This window comes from Bacillus sp. IBL03825 (genome assembly GCF_024712505.1).
GTDB lineage: Bacteria > Bacillota > Bacilli > Bacillales > Bacillaceae_G > Bacillus_A > Bacillus_A wiedmannii.
Genome location: NZ_JAMXKE010000001.1, coordinates 3,449,339 through 3,468,180 on the forward strand (window position 1 = coordinate 3,449,339; position 18,842 = coordinate 3,468,180).

Here is an 18,842-nt window from a genome sequence, read left to right on the forward strand (position 1 = left end):
ATTCCTACTCAGCAAAAGCACTCGAATACTGAACGACTCCTTCTACACCTTGCAGAGCGTTCTCACTTAGCTCAATCACCATAAACACTTCATCTGGCACTTCAAATGGTGCTTTTATATTCCACTCTCTTGCTTTCTTAAAACCAAATTTCGGATAGTATTCTGGATGCCCTAACACTACAACTGATCCATATCCAAGTTCTTTCGCTTTTTCTAACGCAGCTACAATAAGCTTCCCGCCGATTCCTTTTTTCTGATGGTCCCTAGCAACTGATACAGGTGCAAGCGCTAATGATTCTACAGAAGTTCCATCCTGTTCTATCGTAATTTTGGATAACAGAATGTGACCGACTATTTCCTCATCTACTGCAACGATTGATAACTCTGGAATAAATGCGTCACATTCTCTAATACGTTTTACAAGTTCATGCTCTTTTTTATCACTAAATTCTTCATGTAAAAATGCTTGTTGTACACCTTCTTCTGTTTTTCTATAATCGTTTTTTTGTTCTTGTCTAATCGTTACCATTCTATATTATCCTCTATTCTTTCTTATTTCTTTTTGAATTTTACGAAGCGCTTTTTTCGATCCGCGCTCTATATCATGCTGTATTTTTCTTTCTTTATAATCGACAAATAGTGTATTTAAATCATATCCCTCTGGGTATAATTCCTTCGCCGCTACCTCTAACGTAATACGTTTTACATTCACTTCAACAAATTCACCGTTATAATATACAACGACGTTATAGAAATTATCTATTTCCTTATAGATGATACCAAAATCATCATAATCTAATAAATTTACACGATCGCCGATTTTGTACTCGTAATGATTTCCTCTTTTTTCTTGCACAAATTTCGGTTTTCTAATTTTGCTTTCATTCAGTTTTTCAAAACAATATTCTTTATTTTCCATGTACTCTTTCGCTCTTTTCAGTACATGTTCTCTTACGTTCATTTTATTCGCAATCCAAAGTGCATTACTTTCACCTGATTTTCCAATTACTAATTTATAAAGTGGCTCTAGTGTTTCACTATTGAATTGCATTGCTGCATTCATAAAATCATCGTGCATTTCTGAGAAGCGCTTAATTTCACCGTAATGCGTACTCGCAACTGTAATACATCCTGCAAGATAAAACTCCTCTAAAATAGAAATTGCAAGTGCTGCCCCTTCATTCGGTTCAGTCCCGCTTCCTATCTCATCAAATAATAGTAGCGTATTATTATTTGACATCCTCATAATTTCAGATAGATTTTTCATATGAGATGAAAATGTACTTAGTGCATTTTCGATACTTTGATTATCACCAATGTCTACAAATACATTTTCGAAAATCGCAATTTCTGTTTCTTTATCTCCAGCAATATGCAAGCCTGACATTGTCGCTAAAGTTAACAATCCGATTGTTTTTAATACAATTGTTTTCCCGCCCGCATTTGGTCCTGTAATAATTAAACTACGGTAGTTTTGACCAATTTCAAAGTGTAACGGTACTACTTTTCCACTTAAAAGCGGATGCTTACAATTTACTAAATGAATGTAGCCATGATCATTTAACTTCGGCTCTATTCCATCAATTGATTTACTAAATTTCGCTTTCGCAAACACCATATCATATTGGCTAATCAATTCCATATTAATTTTTATATGATAAATACTTTCTACTACCATTCCTGATAAAGTCGCTAAAATTTGATACTCTTCCATCGCTTCTTCTGCTTTCAAACTAGCGAGTTCCGCATTTAACTTTGTAACCGTGTGTGGTTCTATAAATACAGTAGAGCCTTTAGCGGACGCTTCAACTATACTTCCCGCAACTTGATTTTTATAAGAAGATTTAATTGGAATCGTATACCGATCATCCTTCTTACTAATAAAGAACTCTTGAATATACTTCTTATTTGCACTACTATTTAAAAACTTCGTTAAACGTTCTTTTATTTTCCCATCTACTGAATCTATGTTATTTCGAATTCGTTTTAACTCTTTACTCGCAGCTGCATCAATACTATTGCCTTTAATGGAAAAGTTAATTTCCTCTTCAATACTTTTAAATTCAGTCATTGAATTTGCATAAGAAGCTAATACTGGCGCAAAAAATTCTTTATCTAACATAAATTTTTTAATCTTTCTACAGCCGCGTAAAAAGTCTGAAACACTTACTAACTCTTCAGGGTCTAAAATCATCCCTTTTTCTAATTTTTGAATTGTACTAGCAATATTTGAAATGCCAAAGAAAGGAACATGCCCTTCTGCATCTACTATAGCTCGTGCTTCTGTCGTTTCATTCAAGCGATTCCTCACTACTTTTATACTCGTACTCGGTTCTAATTTATTTAATAATTCTTTACCTAATCCACTTACACAATAAGATTTCACTATATCCTTTAATTCGTTATATTGTAACTTTTCAAAAGTCATCGTATTCATTTTGTTTCTCCTCACTATGATTGATTTATATCATAAATGAAGATACCTACTCATTAGATTCCAATGAGCCCTACATTATTCAATTACCATTTTTATACATTAAAAACGTATACAAAAAAGCTGCGGGGATACCGCAGCTTTTACATTTACAAGGCAAGTGTAATAATATATGAGGAAATAAGCCATAAAAAACAGATGGCAATCCCCTTATTACACGCTTTATAAAGTATTGTAGGTATCTTCATAGGTTTCGAAATAAATCCATGACAAAATTAGGGGTATGATGTACATAAAAATCCCCTGGTCTTATCCGATTTATTTCATTAAATTTTTCCTATTTAGTACCTACCGCACTCACAAAAAGCACCTCTCATTAATTTATATTATAGTCATTGAAATCTAATTTATTGAAATCATCATACTATATGTTTTGTGAGAAGTAAAGGTGTCAAACTATTCCCTTGCAGATTGTAAAGCTTTCATATAATCAACCTTTTTCTCAAGGGTCTTTTTCGCATCTTCAACCGTTACTATATAATCTACTGCAATATGTTGTAATATTTCCTTATTAGCATTTGGCAACTGAATTGTAATATCATCCACACTACTCTTACTATTTTCAATCGTTTTATTAAATTCCTGAATACTTCTCGCAAGCTCCGCTAACGTTTCCATATGTGCACGGTTGTTTACGTCCAAAAAGATATTACTTTTGAAAACTGCCGTAACATAATGCTTCGGATGTTTCTTCGCTATTTTTTTCTCTTCATTCTTACCGAAAACGGTATCCCCTGTTTGCATTTGCTCGAAAGTAAGTATAGTATCATTTCCTTTTTCTTCATAATATGTATTGAATCTTTCTCGTAAATCATTCGCTTCTTTTTTTATTTTATAGTTATCATTATTTACCTTTGGAGAGGTTCGTCCATCGAAATACATTTGAAATTGTAAATATGGTTCATCTACTTGCTGTACATAAGCTATTCGTATATCTGGTCCTAAAAAATCCTTACCTTGTTCGGGTATTTCAATTCGATCTAGTTTTACAGTAATACCATGCTCCGATTTTGTATAACTTTGTGCTTTTCGTTCAATTTCTTCATCCGATATATCACATGATGTTAATAGTAATAAACTAAGCATTATGCTATATTTCATTATTGTTCTTTTCATATTGCCTCTCCTTTTGCTACTACTGCCTATACAGAAATGTCCTTATGGATTTTAAATTACGATTTATATAAAGAACTTCTTCTCATAACCACAAGTGTTAAAACACCCTTTTATTATCACTTTACACTTATAGTGTAATTTTACACTATATTTATTTTATCGTAAAACTAATATAAAAACTATTAAAATCACGTTAAAAACATACTAATATTTAGTTCTATAGCAATCACAATACAGTTTTTTATTGTATCGAACTTTAAAGTACTAACTTTAATTTCGCTGCGAAAAAATTAAATAAGCACCTCCGCTATTGCGAATGTCATTTACTTTCTCTAATACATTTAATAATTATGACAAGCAATCATAGGAGGTTACTATATGAGCGAACAATACATCATTTTACACGGACCTACTCTTGAACCCAATTTAATTGGCCCCACACTACCACCAATTCCACCATTTACATTCCCAACCGGACCTACTGGAATGACAGGACCTACCGGTGCGACAGGTTTTACTGGAATTGGAATAACTGGTCCTACTGGGGTTACAGGATCTACCGGAATTGGAATAACTGGTCCCACTGGAGCAACCGGTTTCGGGATACTCCCCGTATTTGGAACAATAACTTCTGAAATAGGTATCGGTTTTTCAGCAGTAGTTAATACAAATGTTAATTTTACCGTTCCAGGACCTGTTAGTGAAACTACTCTAAATCCAGTAGACAACTCCATTACCATTAATACCACTGGTGTATACTCTGTATCCTTTTCAATCGTATTTGCGATACAAGCTATTTCGTCTAGTATATTAAATCTTACAATAAACGATTCTATTCAATTCGCAATTGAAACACGAGTTGGTGGTGGTTCTGGGGTAAGAGCTACATCCGCCAGAACTGATTTATTACCTTTAAACCAAGGAGATGTTCTTCGGGTACGAATAAGAGAAGCTACTGGTGATATTATTTATTCCAATGCATCTCTTGTTGTTTTAAAAGTCGATTAATTCATTTATTAAAATAAAAATCTAGGTATGATAACAATATAAAAAGAAGAGGAAGACTTATATTTCAGTCTACCTCTTCTTTTCTATCACCAATTCACTGCTGAACATATATGGAAACTGATCCTCCACTTACATGGAACTGCCCCCATCCGTCCTTATTAATTGTTACAGTATTTTTTTGATTACCCGTCATATCGTACCATACTTCCCCTGCGTTATCCTTTCCAACTTCCATCCACTTTGATCCTCCTGGTCCATCTGAGATTAATGTCGCTAAACCGGAATCCGCATGTACATCATCCCCTTCTCTTGTCCAGCCAATTACATCTGGATGGTCTAAATAATCACGCTGCGTACCATATGCAAAGTTTTTTCGTGCCGTCAAAATCGGATCAATTTTATTTTTTAACGCTGGAATTTCATAACTACTATTTCCGTTTGTCCCATAGTAATCACCATAGAAAACTGAAGGATACCCCTCTGCACGAGTTAAAATAAATGCATATGCCAACGGTTTAAACCACGGACTTACTACAGATTCCAATGACTGTCCAGGCTGAGAATCATGATTCTCAACGAGAGTAACTGCAAGTGCAGGGTGATTTTGCATTACTGTTCCATTTAAAATATTTCTCATATCATAATTCCCATTTCCTTTTGAAGCATAATGAAAATTGTAATGCAGTGGTGCATCAAATACAGATTGATTATAATTGACTTTCGCTAAATAATTATTTAAAGTTTGGATATCATTTTGCCAATATTCAGCCACAGTAAACATTTCTTTTCCTGTTTGCTGTCTGACATGATTTACCCAATCGCGTAAATATTCATGATCAATATGCTTAACAGCATCTAAACGAAAGCCATCTAAATTTAATTCATTCGCATACCACGTCCCCCAATTTTTCATCTCATTCGCAACATCTGGATGATCAAAATCAAGATCTGCATACATTAAATAATCATAATTTCCATTCTCGCTAGACACCTCCCAGTCCCACGCTTTACCTATACCCCTAAATTTATAAATTCGATTTAATTTCCTTCCTTCATCCCAATCCGTTCCGTCAAAATGATACCATTTCCATTTGAAATTAGAATAAGCATCTCCGCGCCCAGGAAAGTTAAACCCCGTCCATGCATTAATTTCATAATCACCTGATACCTCAACATTTCGATTGTTACGGTCTACCTCAACAGCCGTTACATTTTCAGTATAATCTGCTCCACCTTTATGATTCATAACTACATCGCCGTATACATCGATGTTTTGCTTATGTAAAGCTTCAATTGCAGATTTCAACTGTGCTTTTGTCCCATATTTCGTCCGCACCGTTCCTTTTTGATTGAATTCCCCTAAATCATATAGATCATACGCTCCATATCCTACATCATTTTGCGTAGTTCCTTTATATGCAGGTGGTATCCAAACAGATGTAATTCCTTTTTGAGCTAAATTTTCAGCATTTGAATGCAAGCGATTCCAATGATTACCATCATTCGGAGCATACCACTCAAAATACTGCATTAACGTTCCATTGTTAACCGTATCTGCATACACTTTACTTCCCCCATGTATACTAGGTAAAAACAAAACAACCGACAAGCCGACTACTGTTATTTTTTTCAACATATTTACACCATCCCCTTCAAAGAAAACGTTTGCATAGTTTATCGGAATTATTATAATATTCGTTCTACGATTAGTAAAGTAGTAATCTCTCACTCTCCCACATTATTTTTTAATCTAACTTCAAATATTCAACAAATACTTCAACGTAGTTTTTATTTCACATCTTATTCAAGATTGTTTACAATTTATCTATAAAAGCATAACGGAGGGATTTCTATGACGGACTTTCAAAAACATTTTTTTGCAAGATTACATATAGAAGAAATACACAAAATTTCATTCGAAGATTTACCTAACATTATGTACGCGATGGCACAAACTGTCCCTTTTGAAAACTTAAATATTCTCGAAAACAACTTTACAGAAATATCAAAAGAAAATCTAAAAGAAAAAATTTTAGTAAACAACCGTGGCGGTCTTTGTTATGAACTCAATCCTACTATGTATTACTTCCTTAAAGACGCTGGATTTGATGTTCATCTCGTTTCAGGAACAGTGTACAATGCTGCAAATTCTATATGGGCTGTTGATTCTGGCCATATCGCAACCGTTTTAACACATCATAATGAACTTTATTTAATTGAAGTAGGATTCGGATCATACTTACCTCTTGCACCTGTCCCTTTCTCAGGTGAAGTCATTCACTCCGTTACAGGAGATTATCGTATTCGTAAAGAAATGACCGAAAAAGGAAACTACATGTTAGAGATGCGTAAAAATAATGAGTTTTTGGATCAATCTTCTGCTGATGATTGGACGTTAGGCTACGCATTTTATATAGAAGAAGTGGATGAAGAAAAAGCAAATGCAGCACAAGAAATTATCGTTGAACATGAGGGCTCACCATTTAACAAAGTACCTCTTATTGTAAAACTAACTGAAGATGGGCATGCATCTTTAACAAAGGATAGTCTGACAATAGCGAAAAACGGTAAAAAAACGAAAGAAAACGTTACAGATGTACAATATAAAAATCTTTTACATTCAAAATTCGGAATTACATTATAATTTTTTAAGCCTTGCCATTTTAGCAAGGCTTTTCATTTTCCAGCAGGGATTTTTTGCAATTTGTTGTATTTCATAGTTATATAGGAATATAACTACATATTTAGAAAGGAAATGATTATGACTGAACTTAAAGATCGACTACAAGTAGATGATAAAGAAAAATGGGATTTAACGGATATTTACCATACAATTGAAGATTGGGAAAGCGATTTTCATAAAATTGAAGTATTAACGAAAGATTTACATGAGTTTAATGGAAATATTCACGATGGCAATAGTTTATTAGCTTATTTAACAAAGAGTGAAGAAATTTCTAGCATAATATCTTTAATGTTCGCTTATGCACGATTACAATCTGACCTTGATACACGCGATACTGACGCCCAATCTCTTGTCGATAAAGTATCACAATTACACGTGAAAGTAAGTGCGGCTAAATCTTTCTTTTCCCCATTCTTACTTAGCATAGATGAAAACACATTACATTCTTACATAGAAGAAGCAGAAGGCTTACAATACTATAAAGAAGATTTATTTGAATTATACCGTTATAAAAAACACGTATTGAATAAGGACCAAGAAGAGATTTTATCACAAATGGGTGAAGCACTCTCCTCCCCGCAGCATACATATGGCATGTTAAATAATGCAGATATACTATTTGGTGAAGTGACTACTAATGATGGAGAAAAAGTTACTTTAACGCGCGGAATGTATGCAAAGTTAATAGAAGATGAAAATCGTGAGAAACGTAAAGAAGCCTATAAAGCTTATTACAAACCATACGTTCAATTAAAAAATTCTATCGCTTCTACTTTATCTGCTGCTATTAAAAATAATGTTACTGTTTCAAAGCTAAGAAACTATCCATCAGCTTTAGAAAAGTCATTATTTGGCGACATGGTTCCGAAAGAAGTATATGAAAATTTAATTGAGACGACGAAAAAAAACATTCAATCACTACATACTTATAATGAACTTCGAAAAACAAAATTAAATGTAGATGAACTACGTCAATACGACTTGGGCGTTGACTTAGTAGCGGGTGTAAAACAAGACATTCCATATGACAAAGCGTTTGACATCATGATCGAATCACTAGCTCCATTAGGTGAAGAATATATTGAAACATTAAAAAGCTTTAAAGATAAACGTTATATCGACGTGAGAGAAACGCCAGGAAAACGTTCCGGTGCTTATAACTTTGGTGTATACGGTGTTCATCCTTTCATCCTTTTAAATCATCACGATGATTTAAATAGCCTTTTCACTCTTACTCATGAATGTGGTCACGGCATGCATACACATTACTCACACGGATACCAACCAAGAATTTCTGCACACTATACTATTTTTGTCGCAGAAGTCGCTTCTACAGTAAATGAAGTGCTATTAATTCATCATTTATTAAAAGAAGCAAAAGATGCTGATGTACGTAATCATTTAGTAAACCATTTCATCGATAAATTTAAAGGCACTTTCTTTACACAAATCATGTTCGCAGAGTTTGAAAAAATCACACATGAAATGGCACAGCAAGGTAAACCATTAAATGCCCAAGTCTTTAGCGAAGTTTATGAAAACTTGTTTAGAGAGTATAATGGCGACTCCCTCGTATTTGACGAAGAAGTAAAATACGGCTGGGCTAGAATACCGCATTTCTATCGTCCATTTTACGTGTACAAATATGCAACTGGATTCGCTTCTGCAATCCAAATTGCTGATAAGTTATTGAGCGGCGATCCAAATGCTCAAAAACATTATATTGAATTCCTTAAAGGCGGAAGTTCTGACTATCCATTAAACTTACTGAAAAAAGCTGGAGTTGATTTAACTACGCCAGAACCGATTGAAAGTGCACTAAATCGTTTTAGCTCACTTGTTGAAGAGTTTTCAGCATTATAAAAAGCATGCAGAGTATATACTCTGCATGCTTTTTTCATTTCGGTTACTTTATGCTAAATGTTGCTGCGTCACACAGTGAATCATGCCACCATACGCAAACAGCTCATTTACATAAATGCCGATAATTCTTCTTCCCGGAAACTGCCCTTCAATAATTTGAAGCGCTAACTTGTCATGCTCATCGCCATATATAGGAACCAATACAACCTCATTTCCAATATAAAAGTTTAAATATGAGCCCTTACAATCTGCTTCTTTTACAGCTTTTCTTGTCACCGTTACTGGTATAAGCTGAAATGGTTTTCCATCTATATTTCTTGCTTTTCGCAATTCTTGATAATGCTTTTCGTACGCCTCCAAAAGGTAGGATTCACTCTCCCCGAAAGGATCATATTCATAAAGAATTGTATTTTCATTTACAAAACGTGCTGCGCCATCAATATGGTAATCCGTATCTTCATCATAATTATCCTCACCGCGAATACCAGTTATCCATATAAAATTCGTTACCCCCAAATACTTCGTTAACTCCATTTCAATCTCTTCCTGACTTAGTGTAGGGTTTCGATTTTCATTTATAATAGAAGTTTTTGCCGCCATTAAGGTTCCATTTCCGTTTATCTCTATTCCTCCACCTTCTAGACAGACACTAGATTTAACTTTTGGAATACTATACATCTTACTTATTTTTGCCGGAATAACAGCATCATTTTCATACGGATATTTATCTCCCCAACCATTAAAAACCCAGTGTGTTAAGCAGAGATTGCCTTCCTTATCTTTTACAAAGATCGGTCCATTATCTCTTATCCACACATCATCCGTCTCTTGAACTAAGAAATCAATTTTATCCATATCCACTTTCGCTTCCATTAACTTCGATTGGACATGTACTTTTTCTTCCTCATCATATACAACAATATGCACAATTTCTCCGTAATGAAGCTCCTTTGCCATCGTTACCCAAATATCATCTAGCTTAGCTCTGTAACCTTCACCTCTATGAGCTTTATCATGAGGCCATTGGAGCCATGTCCCCTCATGTTTCTCCCACTCAGCAGGCATATAAAATAAATTTTTTATCATACGTGTTCACCCCTTCTTTGAATGTAAGTTCAGTCTAAACTTTGACATCGTGTTAAGGTCAACAGATATATATTCATTTACTTGTAACTACTTTATAAGGTGTCTCTCTATTTCTCTTTGTGATACACTACTTCTCCTTGTAAAACCGTCACTAAAACTTTCGCATTCGGAATCTTATCGGCACTCATTTTAGTAATATCTTCATTTAGTAATACCATATCGGCTGATTTACCTACTTCAATTGAACCAGTAATAGTATCAAGACCTAATGCTTTGGCGGGCTTAATTGTATATGCATCAATAGCTGCGTATACATCAGATAAGCCTTTCTCTTCAATACTTAGTGCATTCGAAATCGTCACAAGTGGATTTAGTTCATTTACATCCCAATCACTACTAAGCGATACGTTCGCTCCTGTTTTCCAAATGTGTCCTAACGGCATAATTCGTTTCATCTGTTGATCTGAAAAATACGCACTTGCCCAGCTTTGTTTAGGATCTTCTGCAAAATCATGGCCTACTTGGAAATCAGCACTAATACCTAACTTAGCAAAACGATTTATATCACTATCTTCTACCATTTCAACATGCGTAAGCGTATAAGGCTGATTCGCCCCTTCTTTTTTCGCTGCTTCAATTGCATTTAAACTCTCTCTTACCCCGCCATCTCCAATCGCGTGAATGAGTGCACCGTAACCAATTTTATTAAGTTCCGTCAACCACCACTTCATCTTTTCTTCTGGAATATAGTTCAAACCGTACGGGGTTCCTTTAAACCATTCAAATTTATATTTTTCTAGTATTTTAGCTGTGCTGTTAATGCTAATTCCATCACTATACATTTTCACTTGATTAATAAGCATTCTAGATGATACATCATCACGCTTAATTTTTTTGAAATACTCCATTTGTTCTGCTTCATTTAAATTTGGATATACCCACGGACGAAGTACTACTCGCGACGTTAACTTTTTCTCATCATTAACTTTATTCCAAACGTCTAACCAGCCTCGTTTCCAATAAAGACGTCCATCGCCGACTGTAGTAATACCATTCTTCGCAACCTCATCTAAACCATCTAACAAACCTTCATAATTTTTTTCAAAGAGTTTAGGCTGAGAATTCCATGCTTTTTCCATTACGATATCCCCTGCTGTATCATACAGAAGCCCGAATGGTTCTCCTGTTTCTGGATCCCGGATGATTCTTCCGCCTTGCGGATCTTTCGTCTCTTTATTTATTCCCGCTATTTCCAATGCTTTTGAGTTAACCCATACAGAATGCGAAGTTCTTTCCATAATTAATACAGGGTTATTAGGAAATAACTCATCAAGAACTTGTAATGGCGTTTGTTGTTCTGATTTTTCGTCCATATCTTTTAACAGCTCTTCCAAACTAAATCCTGTTCCACTTATCCATTCACCATCTTTCACATCTTTTTTACAAGCTTTTAAATACGATCGTTGTTCTTGCAGCGCAGCATCCGGTGAAACACTACAATTCCCTGCTGCTGGTGATTTTGCTTCAAAAATATGATTATGGTTATCCACAAAACCAGGAAGAATAAAACGCCCTTGTAAATCCACCACTTTCGTATCTTCATTTATAAATCCTTCTACATCCTTGTTTGAACCAACAAAAGTAATTTTCCCTTCTTTAACGGCTACAGCCTCTACAATGTCTTGCTTTCCATTTGAAGTATAGATTGTACCATTTTTAAACACTACATTTTTAGGCAACTGATTAGGTAGAACGAAGCTACCATTCTCACCTTCTCCTACTCCAGGAGTACACGCTGAAACCCATGTCACACTTAGAATCAGACAAATAATCATGATTGTTCTTTTCATATTCTTTCTCCTTTTTATTATGATGAATTACTTACATAAATAGAATAAGGATTGACATAATGTTAATGTCAATCCTTATTCTCAGTCTATTTTCATCACTATAAAACAAATTTGTGTCACATATTCCTCTACTAAACAATCACATTCAGGTCCGATACGATAAACTTAACTAAATCTATACAATTCAATCCAATTTACACAAGTTAGTGCTTCATCGTGTTCTCGCAACCCCGAAGGGACGAGGGGTATAACACTCCACACGAGGCAGTATCGTTACCTCCTATTATCAAGCATTTATTTTACCCATCTTGATAAATTTATCGACGCATTTACATCCCTATCGTGATGGCTATTGCACCCAACACAACACCACTCACGTATTTTTAAACTCCACTGTCCTTCTGGTTGAACTGAATGGTCGTATTTTACTCCGCAACATGAACAAATCTTGCTTGAGGCGAACCATTTATCAGCTTTTACATACTCAATGCCATACTTCTCGCACTTGTATGACAAACATTGAAAGAAGAAGTTTAATTTTTGAAATGAAAATGCTTTCGATAGTTTTTTGTTTTTTAACAGGTTTGAGATAGGTAAGTCTTCCACAACAATCCTCATTGGCTTGGTTTTCACCAATTTAGCTGTTGCTTGATGGATATGGTTATTTCGGATATTCGTAATTTTCCTAGATAACCGCAGGTGCTCAGTTTTAGCTTTTTCATATCCGGCAGATTGAATTTTTACACCTTTTTTAAATCTCCTAGACATATCTCTTTGTGCTGACTTTTTCCTTTTCAAAAGTTTTTTAACCTTGGCATCTTTGTTTATATTTCGTTCTTTCATACCATTAGAAGCTACAAACAGCTCTTTTAAACCAACATCCACACCAATCGACTCATTGGTTAGTTCTTGTAATTCAAAGTCTTCTTGAAACCCCACACTAATCCACCAGTGACGACCATCAAATGTAACTCTTGGATTGGATGGTTTTTTATTTCTTGGTAGTTGTTGGCTTGTTTTCACTTCTCCAATAGACTGAATATGAACTACTTTCTTTCCTATAATCAGCCTTTCATAATTGGCATAAAATCCTTGGATTAAATCTTTTTTGGATTTATAAGAAGTGTGATAACCATTTTTATACTTTTTGAACGAATTTTTTCTCGCCGTATCAAAATCTTTTGAAGCCTGTTTGGGAACTTGTGCGTTAATGTCATTTAACCACTCATATCTCTTTCGCTTCTTGATCTTTGTAAATCGTTTCTGTAAAGCTAACTGTGAAACAGATTTTCCAAATAGCTTATAGTATCTATCACTCATTCTTTTACAATAGTTATAAGCGAATCTTGCAGCACCAGCATGGTTTCTAAGCACTTTTTCTTGTTCAGGCGTTGGAATCAGTCTGACTTTCTTCGCCAATATCATCAGAATTTAACTCCTTTAATGAAAGATTTGTTCTTCTGAATAGTAGCGTGTTCCACCAGCATTTTCCTGAGACTACTCGGATGTAAACCTGTTAATTCCGATACTTGACTAACTCGTAAAATTTCATTATTATTCTTACCTCATTAAATCTATCGTAGCACATACGTTCGATAGGTTCAATGAGGTTTGATAGATTTAATTAAATGTATCTCGTTCAACTAAGGGCGCAATTCCTTAGCCAGTTCTCTTATGAACTTCTCATGTTTTCACATGAGCGCAGACTATATGTTTATCTCTTTAGAGATAGAGGATTTTTCCACCACCATAGGCTTGTGGTGTACTCTCGTCAGTTATACGAGATAGTCGTTGAACGTTCATCTTATCCATTTTGACTTAGATGATTCGAGGCGGAAGACCCATTGTTCTAATGTTTAGGATTTAACCTTGCACCATCTGATTGATTTTTTCTGCTTTCGCGACATTCACGCTCGCCATTTCTAGCCACGTTGTAGTTCAATCAGCTTTAGGGATTGCCCGCAGTTAACCCTCACTACTAGCCAATCACTTGACTAGCAGGGCTTACTGATATATTTAATTAACTTTCGTTATAATTGGTTAAATAAATCGTAACAGTTAGTTACCCTTTACGTAGACCTCATATGGTGAACCATCTATTACATAACCATTTCTTTCAATCCATTTTTCTAACGCAATATAAGCGTAGCCTATATAGTCATAACTTCCATAATGCATAGTAGTAACGATTTGATGTGGATTTAATTTTTTTATTTCATATTTTTGTACTATATCTTTATTGTTCCCATGCATGACCGGAATCCTTAATTCAACATCACTTTCATTTGGAATATACTCTTCATCATAAAAGACCGTAGAGGGCGAACCAACTATTTGTAAGTTATGCTTTTGTACTTTTTCATATAAGTCATAAAAATAATCATCCATATCATCTATATTTATTTGCAGTCTTTGAGCAATTACTGTTATTTCATTTCTCATTCCAATAAATATATCGTAATTTCTATGACAAGCAGTATTTAAAGCATGATTCATATTTACCATTTCATTCATTTCTGAAATAACCTGTAAATTTTGTTTTACTTCATGAGATAACTCTATAATTTGTGCTTGCATATGTTTAATAAATGAATCTTGATCTGACGACTGCAGAATGATTTTAATTTTCGGTAGAGGGAACTTATACTCCCTTAACTTTTTTATTTTCAACGCTATTTCTAACTGCCCTTGCTCATAATATCTATACCCATTTTCCGGGTTCACATATGCTGGTTTTAATATATCCTCTTTGTCATAATGCCTTAGCATCCGTGTACTCATTTTACAAATCCGCGAAAATTCAGTAATTGTATACATATACTTACCCCTTGAATACATTTTCTTATACGCTTATTTTAAAACCAATCAAAAATCTTCCTAACTGAAAAATCTTCATTCTGATTGTTCAATCTTTTCATTTTTGAAGGTAACAAATGATGAGGACAATACCACGTTAAACAATTTATTGCGCCTCCCATTGTCGATATTTCTCCTACATGAATTTGAATAGCTTGTTTCTCCGTATGCTTTTGAATATATCGTAACACTTCCCGATCTTTAGCTAATCCAAACTTAGGAACGTAAATCGTATCACATGTTTCTAACATATTTATATACAACCCTTTTGCCGATGCTATTTCTTGATCATATTGTCCCTTTTCTGTATATGATGATGGAACAACTATAAATTCAGCTTCTGGCATTTGCTCTTGAATAACCTCTTGAACATTATATCTAAATTCATGATCTCCTAAAAAATCACTAATAAACATCGTATGTTCATCAATAAATTTAACCATTCCGTCTGCATGCGCAAGTACGTCCCCTTCTTCAGCAGGAATAATAATAACGCGGCTCACATCCAAATCCCATTCCAGTTGCTCTATAATTTCTTCTTCCGTCCAATCATCATTATCATCAAATATGCGTTCCGTTAATATAACAGTATCTTTTTTATTCCAAATAAGATTTCCACCGTCTAATATCAATGGAGACTTCACATATTCAAAGTCGTTCTTTTTCAACCATTTATTAAATTGTTGATCTAAATATCGCCATTGATCTTTCGGTAAGTAATTTGGTTGATATTTAAATTTAACTAAATGATTTATTACAACTGGCGCAACATCCCTTAACCAAATATCATCATACTCAAAAAAGCTTGTATGAAAGCCTTGCTCTTCAACAGATAAAGAAACAAGTTGATCAGTACATGCTTTATTTTCATTTAAGTATTCATTAAAATAAATCAGGTCTTCATAAAATGGTCGATAATACTCATTTGATTTATCTGGTATTGCAGTAAAAATAATTCCATTATGTTTTTGTTCCATAATATTTACCTCGCTTTTTAATAATGGTTAAATAACTAATTTCACTATGCCAACTATTTCTCTTTTCATAACAATTTTCGAAACGTGCACATTTCATGAATGGATTATAGCACGGAGAAATATTATATATTTATATAAAAAATATATAGCCGTGGTTGAGCGAAAAATTGACTCTTGACAGTATTTTAAATAGGAAAGTATGAAATTGAATAATAGAATCATCAGCCCTATCATTATGAAACTAGTTAATATTATTCCTTTCAATGCCCTTGCTCCTTTTTGCGAAAAATAAAACATGACAAAATAGATAAAGGTAACAATGTACCTATTTTGTCGGAAGGTTGCTGAATTTCAATCGATTATTTCAATTGAATCGGTTGTTGCTGTGTAACACAATGAATCATGCCACCATTTTTATACAGCTCTCTCACATCAATACCAACTACTTTACGATCTGGGTATAACTTCTGAATCGTATCGTTTGCGATTTTATCATTCGGATCATTATAATTAGGCACCAACACCACAGTATTACCAATATAATAATTGATATACGATCCTTTATAATCGAGAACTTTTCCATTTTCTAAAGCAACTTTATCTTTACTAAGCGGTAAGTATTCATACTTATATTTCTTTCCTGACGCATTTTTTGCATCTAACAACGTATCCATATCTTTGTTTGACAAACCCCATTCGGCTAGGTCATCTTCTTTCATCGTTACAATCGTAGATTTACCATGGAATTTAGCAAAACCATCAATATGAAAGTCAGTAATATCTAAATTAGGCACCCCGTCTAACCAAATAAAGTTTGTTACCCCAAGGTCACTTATATATTTTTCAATTTCCTTTTCTGATAAATCTGGATTTCTATTTTTATTCGTTACAGCACTCCGGGTTAATAATGCTGTACCGTTGCTGTCTAATTCAATTGCGCCGCCTTCAAGGACAAATTTCCCCCAATCAATTCTTTCGATCCCTAATTGTTTACTAACATTCTCACGAATACGAGCATCATTTTTATAAGGAGTTTTCTTCCCCCAACCATTAAATGCTGGATCTAATATTTTAAGATTTTTATTATTGTCATAAACAAAAATTGGTCCACTATCTCTTGCCCATACATCATCAGTAGGGGCGATAAAGAAATCAACTTTATCCATATTCAGTCCTTTATCTATTAAAAGCTTATTAATTCGCTCTTTCTCCTCCTCATCGTATGCAACAATGTGGACTTTTTCACCTTCAGTTAAAGAGCTTGCCATCTTAACCCAAATCGGTTCAACTTCCTGCTTATACTCTTCACCATATGTGTATTCATGAGGCCATTGCAGCCATGTACCTTCATGTTTATCTTTTTCATCTAGCATCGTATATTTCCCAACTTTTTTCTGTACCTCTACTTTTCCATTCTCTTTGCCTTTTACATTTTCTTTACCACCTTCAAAAGAACAACCACTAATAATCGTTGTGGATAATACACTTATTAAACAAAACTTTACTACTTTTTTCATTTTTTCAACCTCCTGTTCCTATCTCCAATACTGTAAAGTTTCACATAGTGTGAAGCTCAAGCTTTTTCTGCAACGTAAAAATTACCAATTATCCTTTACATTCATATCATTTAACTACCTATATAGATTTATTCAAATATCAACCACCTTTCTCACCTACTTAGTCAGCAAATAGAACATGACTAAATAAAAAAAGTCGGTATTGATAATTACATATCAATACCGACTTTTAAAATTATTATTTTCCTTCTATTAAATCATTCGCCATTTTCCTAAACTCCTGATTAAACGTATCATTCATACCATTTTGTACGTTAGAGAATAATATTACAAACGTTCGTTTATCCCGATTAAAATTATTAAATGTATTCCAACCAGCTAATACACCATGATTATGATAATAATCTGGATTAGTATAGAAACTAAATCCATATTTTCTTACAGATGATGCAGTAAACATATCTGATACACTTTGTTTAGAAATCAACTTTCCATCCATAATAGCCTCATCTAATCTTTTCATATCTTCAACAGTCGTATACATTTCACCACACCCATACAGCCAATTCATTTTTAACCGAGGCGCAGCTATTAACTCGTTTTCTTTTTTCGTATAACCTTCTGCTAAAAAAATATCTTCAGGGAGAGTTGCACCCATTCCAGATTCATGCATTTCAACAGGCGTAAAAATATTTTCTTTCACATATTCAGCGAGCGGTTTATTCGATATCTTTTCTACAATATACGCAAGCACCATATAATTATAATCTGTATATTTCCACCCAGTCCCTGCAGGAAATTGCAATTTTTGTGCACCAATCCACGTTACTAACTTTAATCGTGACGCCGCATCAACCCTACCTTGTCCCTGATCTGGCAACCCAGACGTATGTGTTAACAAATTTCGTAACGTAATGTTTTTATCTGCCGGAAATGATGGAATATACTTATTTACATTGTCTTCAATATTTAATTTCCCTTTTTCTTTTAGCTGCATAATAGATATTGCAACGACTGTTTTCGTAATAGAACCAATGCGATATTTCGTTCTTGGCGTTGTTACTACTTTATCTTTCACATTCGCATATCCATAACCTTTTCGTAAAATTACATGATCTTTACTAGCTACAAGAACACTCCCATTAAATCCTTTATCTTTTAAATATTGATCTAGTTTTCCAGCTGCAACTTCATAGCGCTTTTTCTCATTCGCATCAACTTCTTGCATATCGCCCTTTTTCTTACTATTTACATTAGAAAATGCCTTTATATCATATTTCTTACCTTTATTTGCATGTATTAGTGTAACGACACTCCCACAAAAAATAGCAAAAATAAAGAAAACGATTAACCATTTCTTTAACATAATAGGAACCCTCTTTTATCTAG

Annotated in this window: 14 protein-coding genes and 1 pseudogene; 3 read left to right on the forward strand and 12 right to left on the reverse strand. The window is 34.1% G+C overall.

Going from position 1 to position 18,842, the window contains the following annotated elements; translation table 11 throughout:
• Positions 1 to 4 precede the first annotated feature (4 nt).
• The 3 genes from NHG49_RS17630 to NHG49_RS17640 form a co-directional block, all read right to left on the reverse strand.
• Complete coding sequence (locus NHG49_RS17630) at positions 5 to 529, reverse strand: GNAT family N-acetyltransferase (protein ID WP_098103397.1); 525 nt, start codon at positions 527 to 529, stop codon at positions 5 to 7.
• Positions 530 to 535: 6 nt separating this feature from the next.
• Positions 536 to 2,437 (reverse strand): endonuclease MutS2, encoded by a 1,902-nt coding sequence (locus NHG49_RS17635; RefSeq protein WP_078183025.1) that lies wholly within the window; start codon positions 2,435 to 2,437, stop codon positions 536 to 538.
• Between the two features lie 453 nt (positions 2,438 to 2,890).
• Positions 2,891 to 3,610 carry a hypothetical protein gene (locus tag NHG49_RS17640; RefSeq protein WP_078183024.1) on the reverse strand — a complete coding sequence of 240 codons (720 nt, stop codon included), beginning with the start codon at positions 3,608 to 3,610 and terminating at the stop codon, positions 2,891 to 2,893.
• Between the two features lie 378 nt (positions 3,611 to 3,988).
• On the opposite strand from NHG49_RS17640, the gene betA reads away from it, so the two are divergent.
• Positions 3,989 to 4,618, forward strand: coding sequence for a collagen-like exosporium glycoprotein BetA (gene betA / locus NHG49_RS31465; protein ID WP_098111737.1), 630 nt, complete (start codon positions 3,989 to 3,991; stop codon positions 4,616 to 4,618).
• Positions 4,619 to 4,712: 94 nt separating this feature from the next.
• On the opposite strand, the gene amyS is transcribed toward betA, so the two are convergent.
• On the reverse strand, positions 4,713 to 6,254 hold the full coding sequence (gene amyS / locus NHG49_RS17655; protein WP_098111738.1) for an alpha-amylase: 1,542 nt from the start codon (positions 6,252 to 6,254) through the stop codon (positions 4,713 to 4,715).
• A 216-nt stretch (positions 6,255 to 6,470) separates the two neighbouring features.
• On the opposite strand from amyS, the gene NHG49_RS17660 reads away from it, so the two are divergent.
• Together NHG49_RS17660 and pepF are read left to right on the forward strand one after the other, a co-directional pair.
• Positions 6,471 to 7,262, forward strand: coding sequence for an arylamine N-acetyltransferase family protein (locus NHG49_RS17660; RefSeq protein WP_064475961.1), 792 nt, complete (start codon positions 6,471 to 6,473; stop codon positions 7,260 to 7,262).
• Positions 7,263 to 7,379: 117 nt separating this feature from the next.
• The gene (gene pepF, locus NHG49_RS17665; protein WP_149173705.1) at positions 7,380 to 9,167 is read left to right on the forward strand and encodes an oligoendopeptidase F; all 1,788 of its coding nucleotides are present in this window, start codon (positions 7,380 to 7,382) and stop codon (positions 9,165 to 9,167) included.
• A gap of 48 nt (positions 9,168 to 9,215) precedes the next feature.
• Here the strand turns inward: pepF and NHG49_RS17670 are convergent, their stop codons facing one another.
• From NHG49_RS17670 to NHG49_RS17700, 8 genes and pseudogenes are all read right to left on the reverse strand, one after another.
• Positions 9,216 to 10,253: an agmatine deiminase family protein gene (locus tag NHG49_RS17670; RefSeq protein WP_149173704.1), complete on the reverse strand. Its 1,038-nt coding sequence runs from the start codon at positions 10,251 to 10,253 to the stop codon at positions 9,216 to 9,218.
• Positions 10,254 to 10,360: 107 nt separating this feature from the next.
• The gene (locus NHG49_RS17675) at positions 10,361 to 12,103 is read right to left on the reverse strand and encodes an amidohydrolase (protein ID WP_088047102.1); all 1,743 of its coding nucleotides are present in this window, start codon (positions 12,101 to 12,103) and stop codon (positions 10,361 to 10,363) included.
• A gap of 81 nt (positions 12,104 to 12,184) precedes the next feature.
• Positions 12,185 to 12,268, reverse strand: a pseudogene (locus NHG49_RS31470) (MerR family transcriptional regulator); the annotation flags it as partial.
• Between the two features lie 129 nt (positions 12,269 to 12,397).
• Positions 12,398 to 13,528 carry an RNA-guided endonuclease InsQ/TnpB family protein gene (locus NHG49_RS17680; RefSeq protein ID WP_103655101.1) on the reverse strand — a complete coding sequence of 377 codons (1,131 nt, stop codon included), beginning with the start codon at positions 13,526 to 13,528 and terminating at the stop codon, positions 12,398 to 12,400.
• Positions 13,529 to 14,161: 633 nt separating this feature from the next.
• The gene (locus tag NHG49_RS17685; RefSeq protein WP_103655100.1) at positions 14,162 to 14,920 is read right to left on the reverse strand and encodes a MerR family transcriptional regulator; all 759 of its coding nucleotides are present in this window, start codon (positions 14,918 to 14,920) and stop codon (positions 14,162 to 14,164) included.
• Positions 14,921 to 14,958: 38 nt separating this feature from the next.
• Positions 14,959 to 15,936 carry an agmatine deiminase family protein gene (locus NHG49_RS17690; protein ID WP_103655099.1) on the reverse strand — a complete coding sequence of 326 codons (978 nt, stop codon included), beginning with the start codon at positions 15,934 to 15,936 and terminating at the stop codon, positions 14,959 to 14,961.
• A 359-nt stretch (positions 15,937 to 16,295) separates the two neighbouring features.
• Positions 16,296 to 17,453, reverse strand: a complete 1,158-nt coding sequence (locus NHG49_RS17695) for an agmatine deiminase family protein (protein ID WP_149173490.1) — start codon at positions 17,451 to 17,453, stop codon at positions 16,296 to 16,298.
• Positions 17,454 to 17,691: 238 nt separating this feature from the next.
• The gene (locus NHG49_RS17700; protein ID WP_098095217.1) at positions 17,692 to 18,819 is read right to left on the reverse strand and encodes a serine hydrolase domain-containing protein; all 1,128 of its coding nucleotides are present in this window, start codon (positions 18,817 to 18,819) and stop codon (positions 17,692 to 17,694) included.
• Between the last annotated feature and the right edge of the window lie 23 nt (positions 18,820 to 18,842).

Bases quoted from the DNA above. Each gene is read 5' to 3' on its own strand.
- NHG49_RS17630 (WP_098103397.1), bottom strand. From the start codon at position 529: ATGGTAACGATTAGACAAGAACAAAAAAACGATTATAGAAAAACAGAA.
- NHG49_RS17635 (WP_078183025.1), bottom strand. From the start codon at position 2,437: ATGAATACGATGACTTTTGAAAAGTTACAATATAACGAATTAAAGGAT.
- NHG49_RS17640 (WP_078183024.1), bottom strand. From the start codon at position 3,610: ATGAAAAGAACAATAATGAAATATAGCATAATGCTTAGTTTATTACTA.
- betA (WP_098111737.1), top strand. From the start codon at position 3,989: ATGAGCGAACAATACATCATTTTACACGGACCTACTCTTGAACCCAAT.
- amyS (WP_098111738.1), bottom strand. From the start codon at position 6,254: ATGTTGAAAAAAATAACAGTAGTCGGCTTGTCGGTTGTTTTGTTTTTA.
- NHG49_RS17660 (WP_064475961.1), top strand. From the start codon at position 6,471: ATGACGGACTTTCAAAAACATTTTTTTGCAAGATTACATATAGAAGAA.
- pepF (WP_149173705.1), top strand. From the start codon at position 7,380: ATGACTGAACTTAAAGATCGACTACAAGTAGATGATAAAGAAAAATGG.
- NHG49_RS17670 (WP_149173704.1), bottom strand. From the start codon at position 10,253: ATGATAAAAAATTTATTTTATATGCCTGCTGAGTGGGAGAAACATGAG.
- NHG49_RS17675 (WP_088047102.1), bottom strand. From the start codon at position 12,103: ATGAAAAGAACAATCATGATTATTTGTCTGATTCTAAGTGTGACATGG.
- NHG49_RS17680 (WP_103655101.1), bottom strand. From the start codon at position 13,528: ATGATATTGGCGAAGAAAGTCAGACTGATTCCAACGCCTGAACAAGAA.
- NHG49_RS17685 (WP_103655100.1), bottom strand. From the start codon at position 14,920: ATGTATACAATTACTGAATTTTCGCGGATTTGTAAAATGAGTACACGG.
- NHG49_RS17690 (WP_103655099.1), bottom strand. From the start codon at position 15,936: ATGGAACAAAAACATAATGGAATTATTTTTACTGCAATACCAGATAAA.
- NHG49_RS17695 (WP_149173490.1), bottom strand. From the start codon at position 17,453: ATGAAAAAAGTAGTAAAGTTTTGTTTAATAAGTGTATTATCCACAACG.
- NHG49_RS17700 (WP_098095217.1), bottom strand. From the start codon at position 18,819: ATGTTAAAGAAATGGTTAATCGTTTTCTTTATTTTTGCTATTTTTTGT.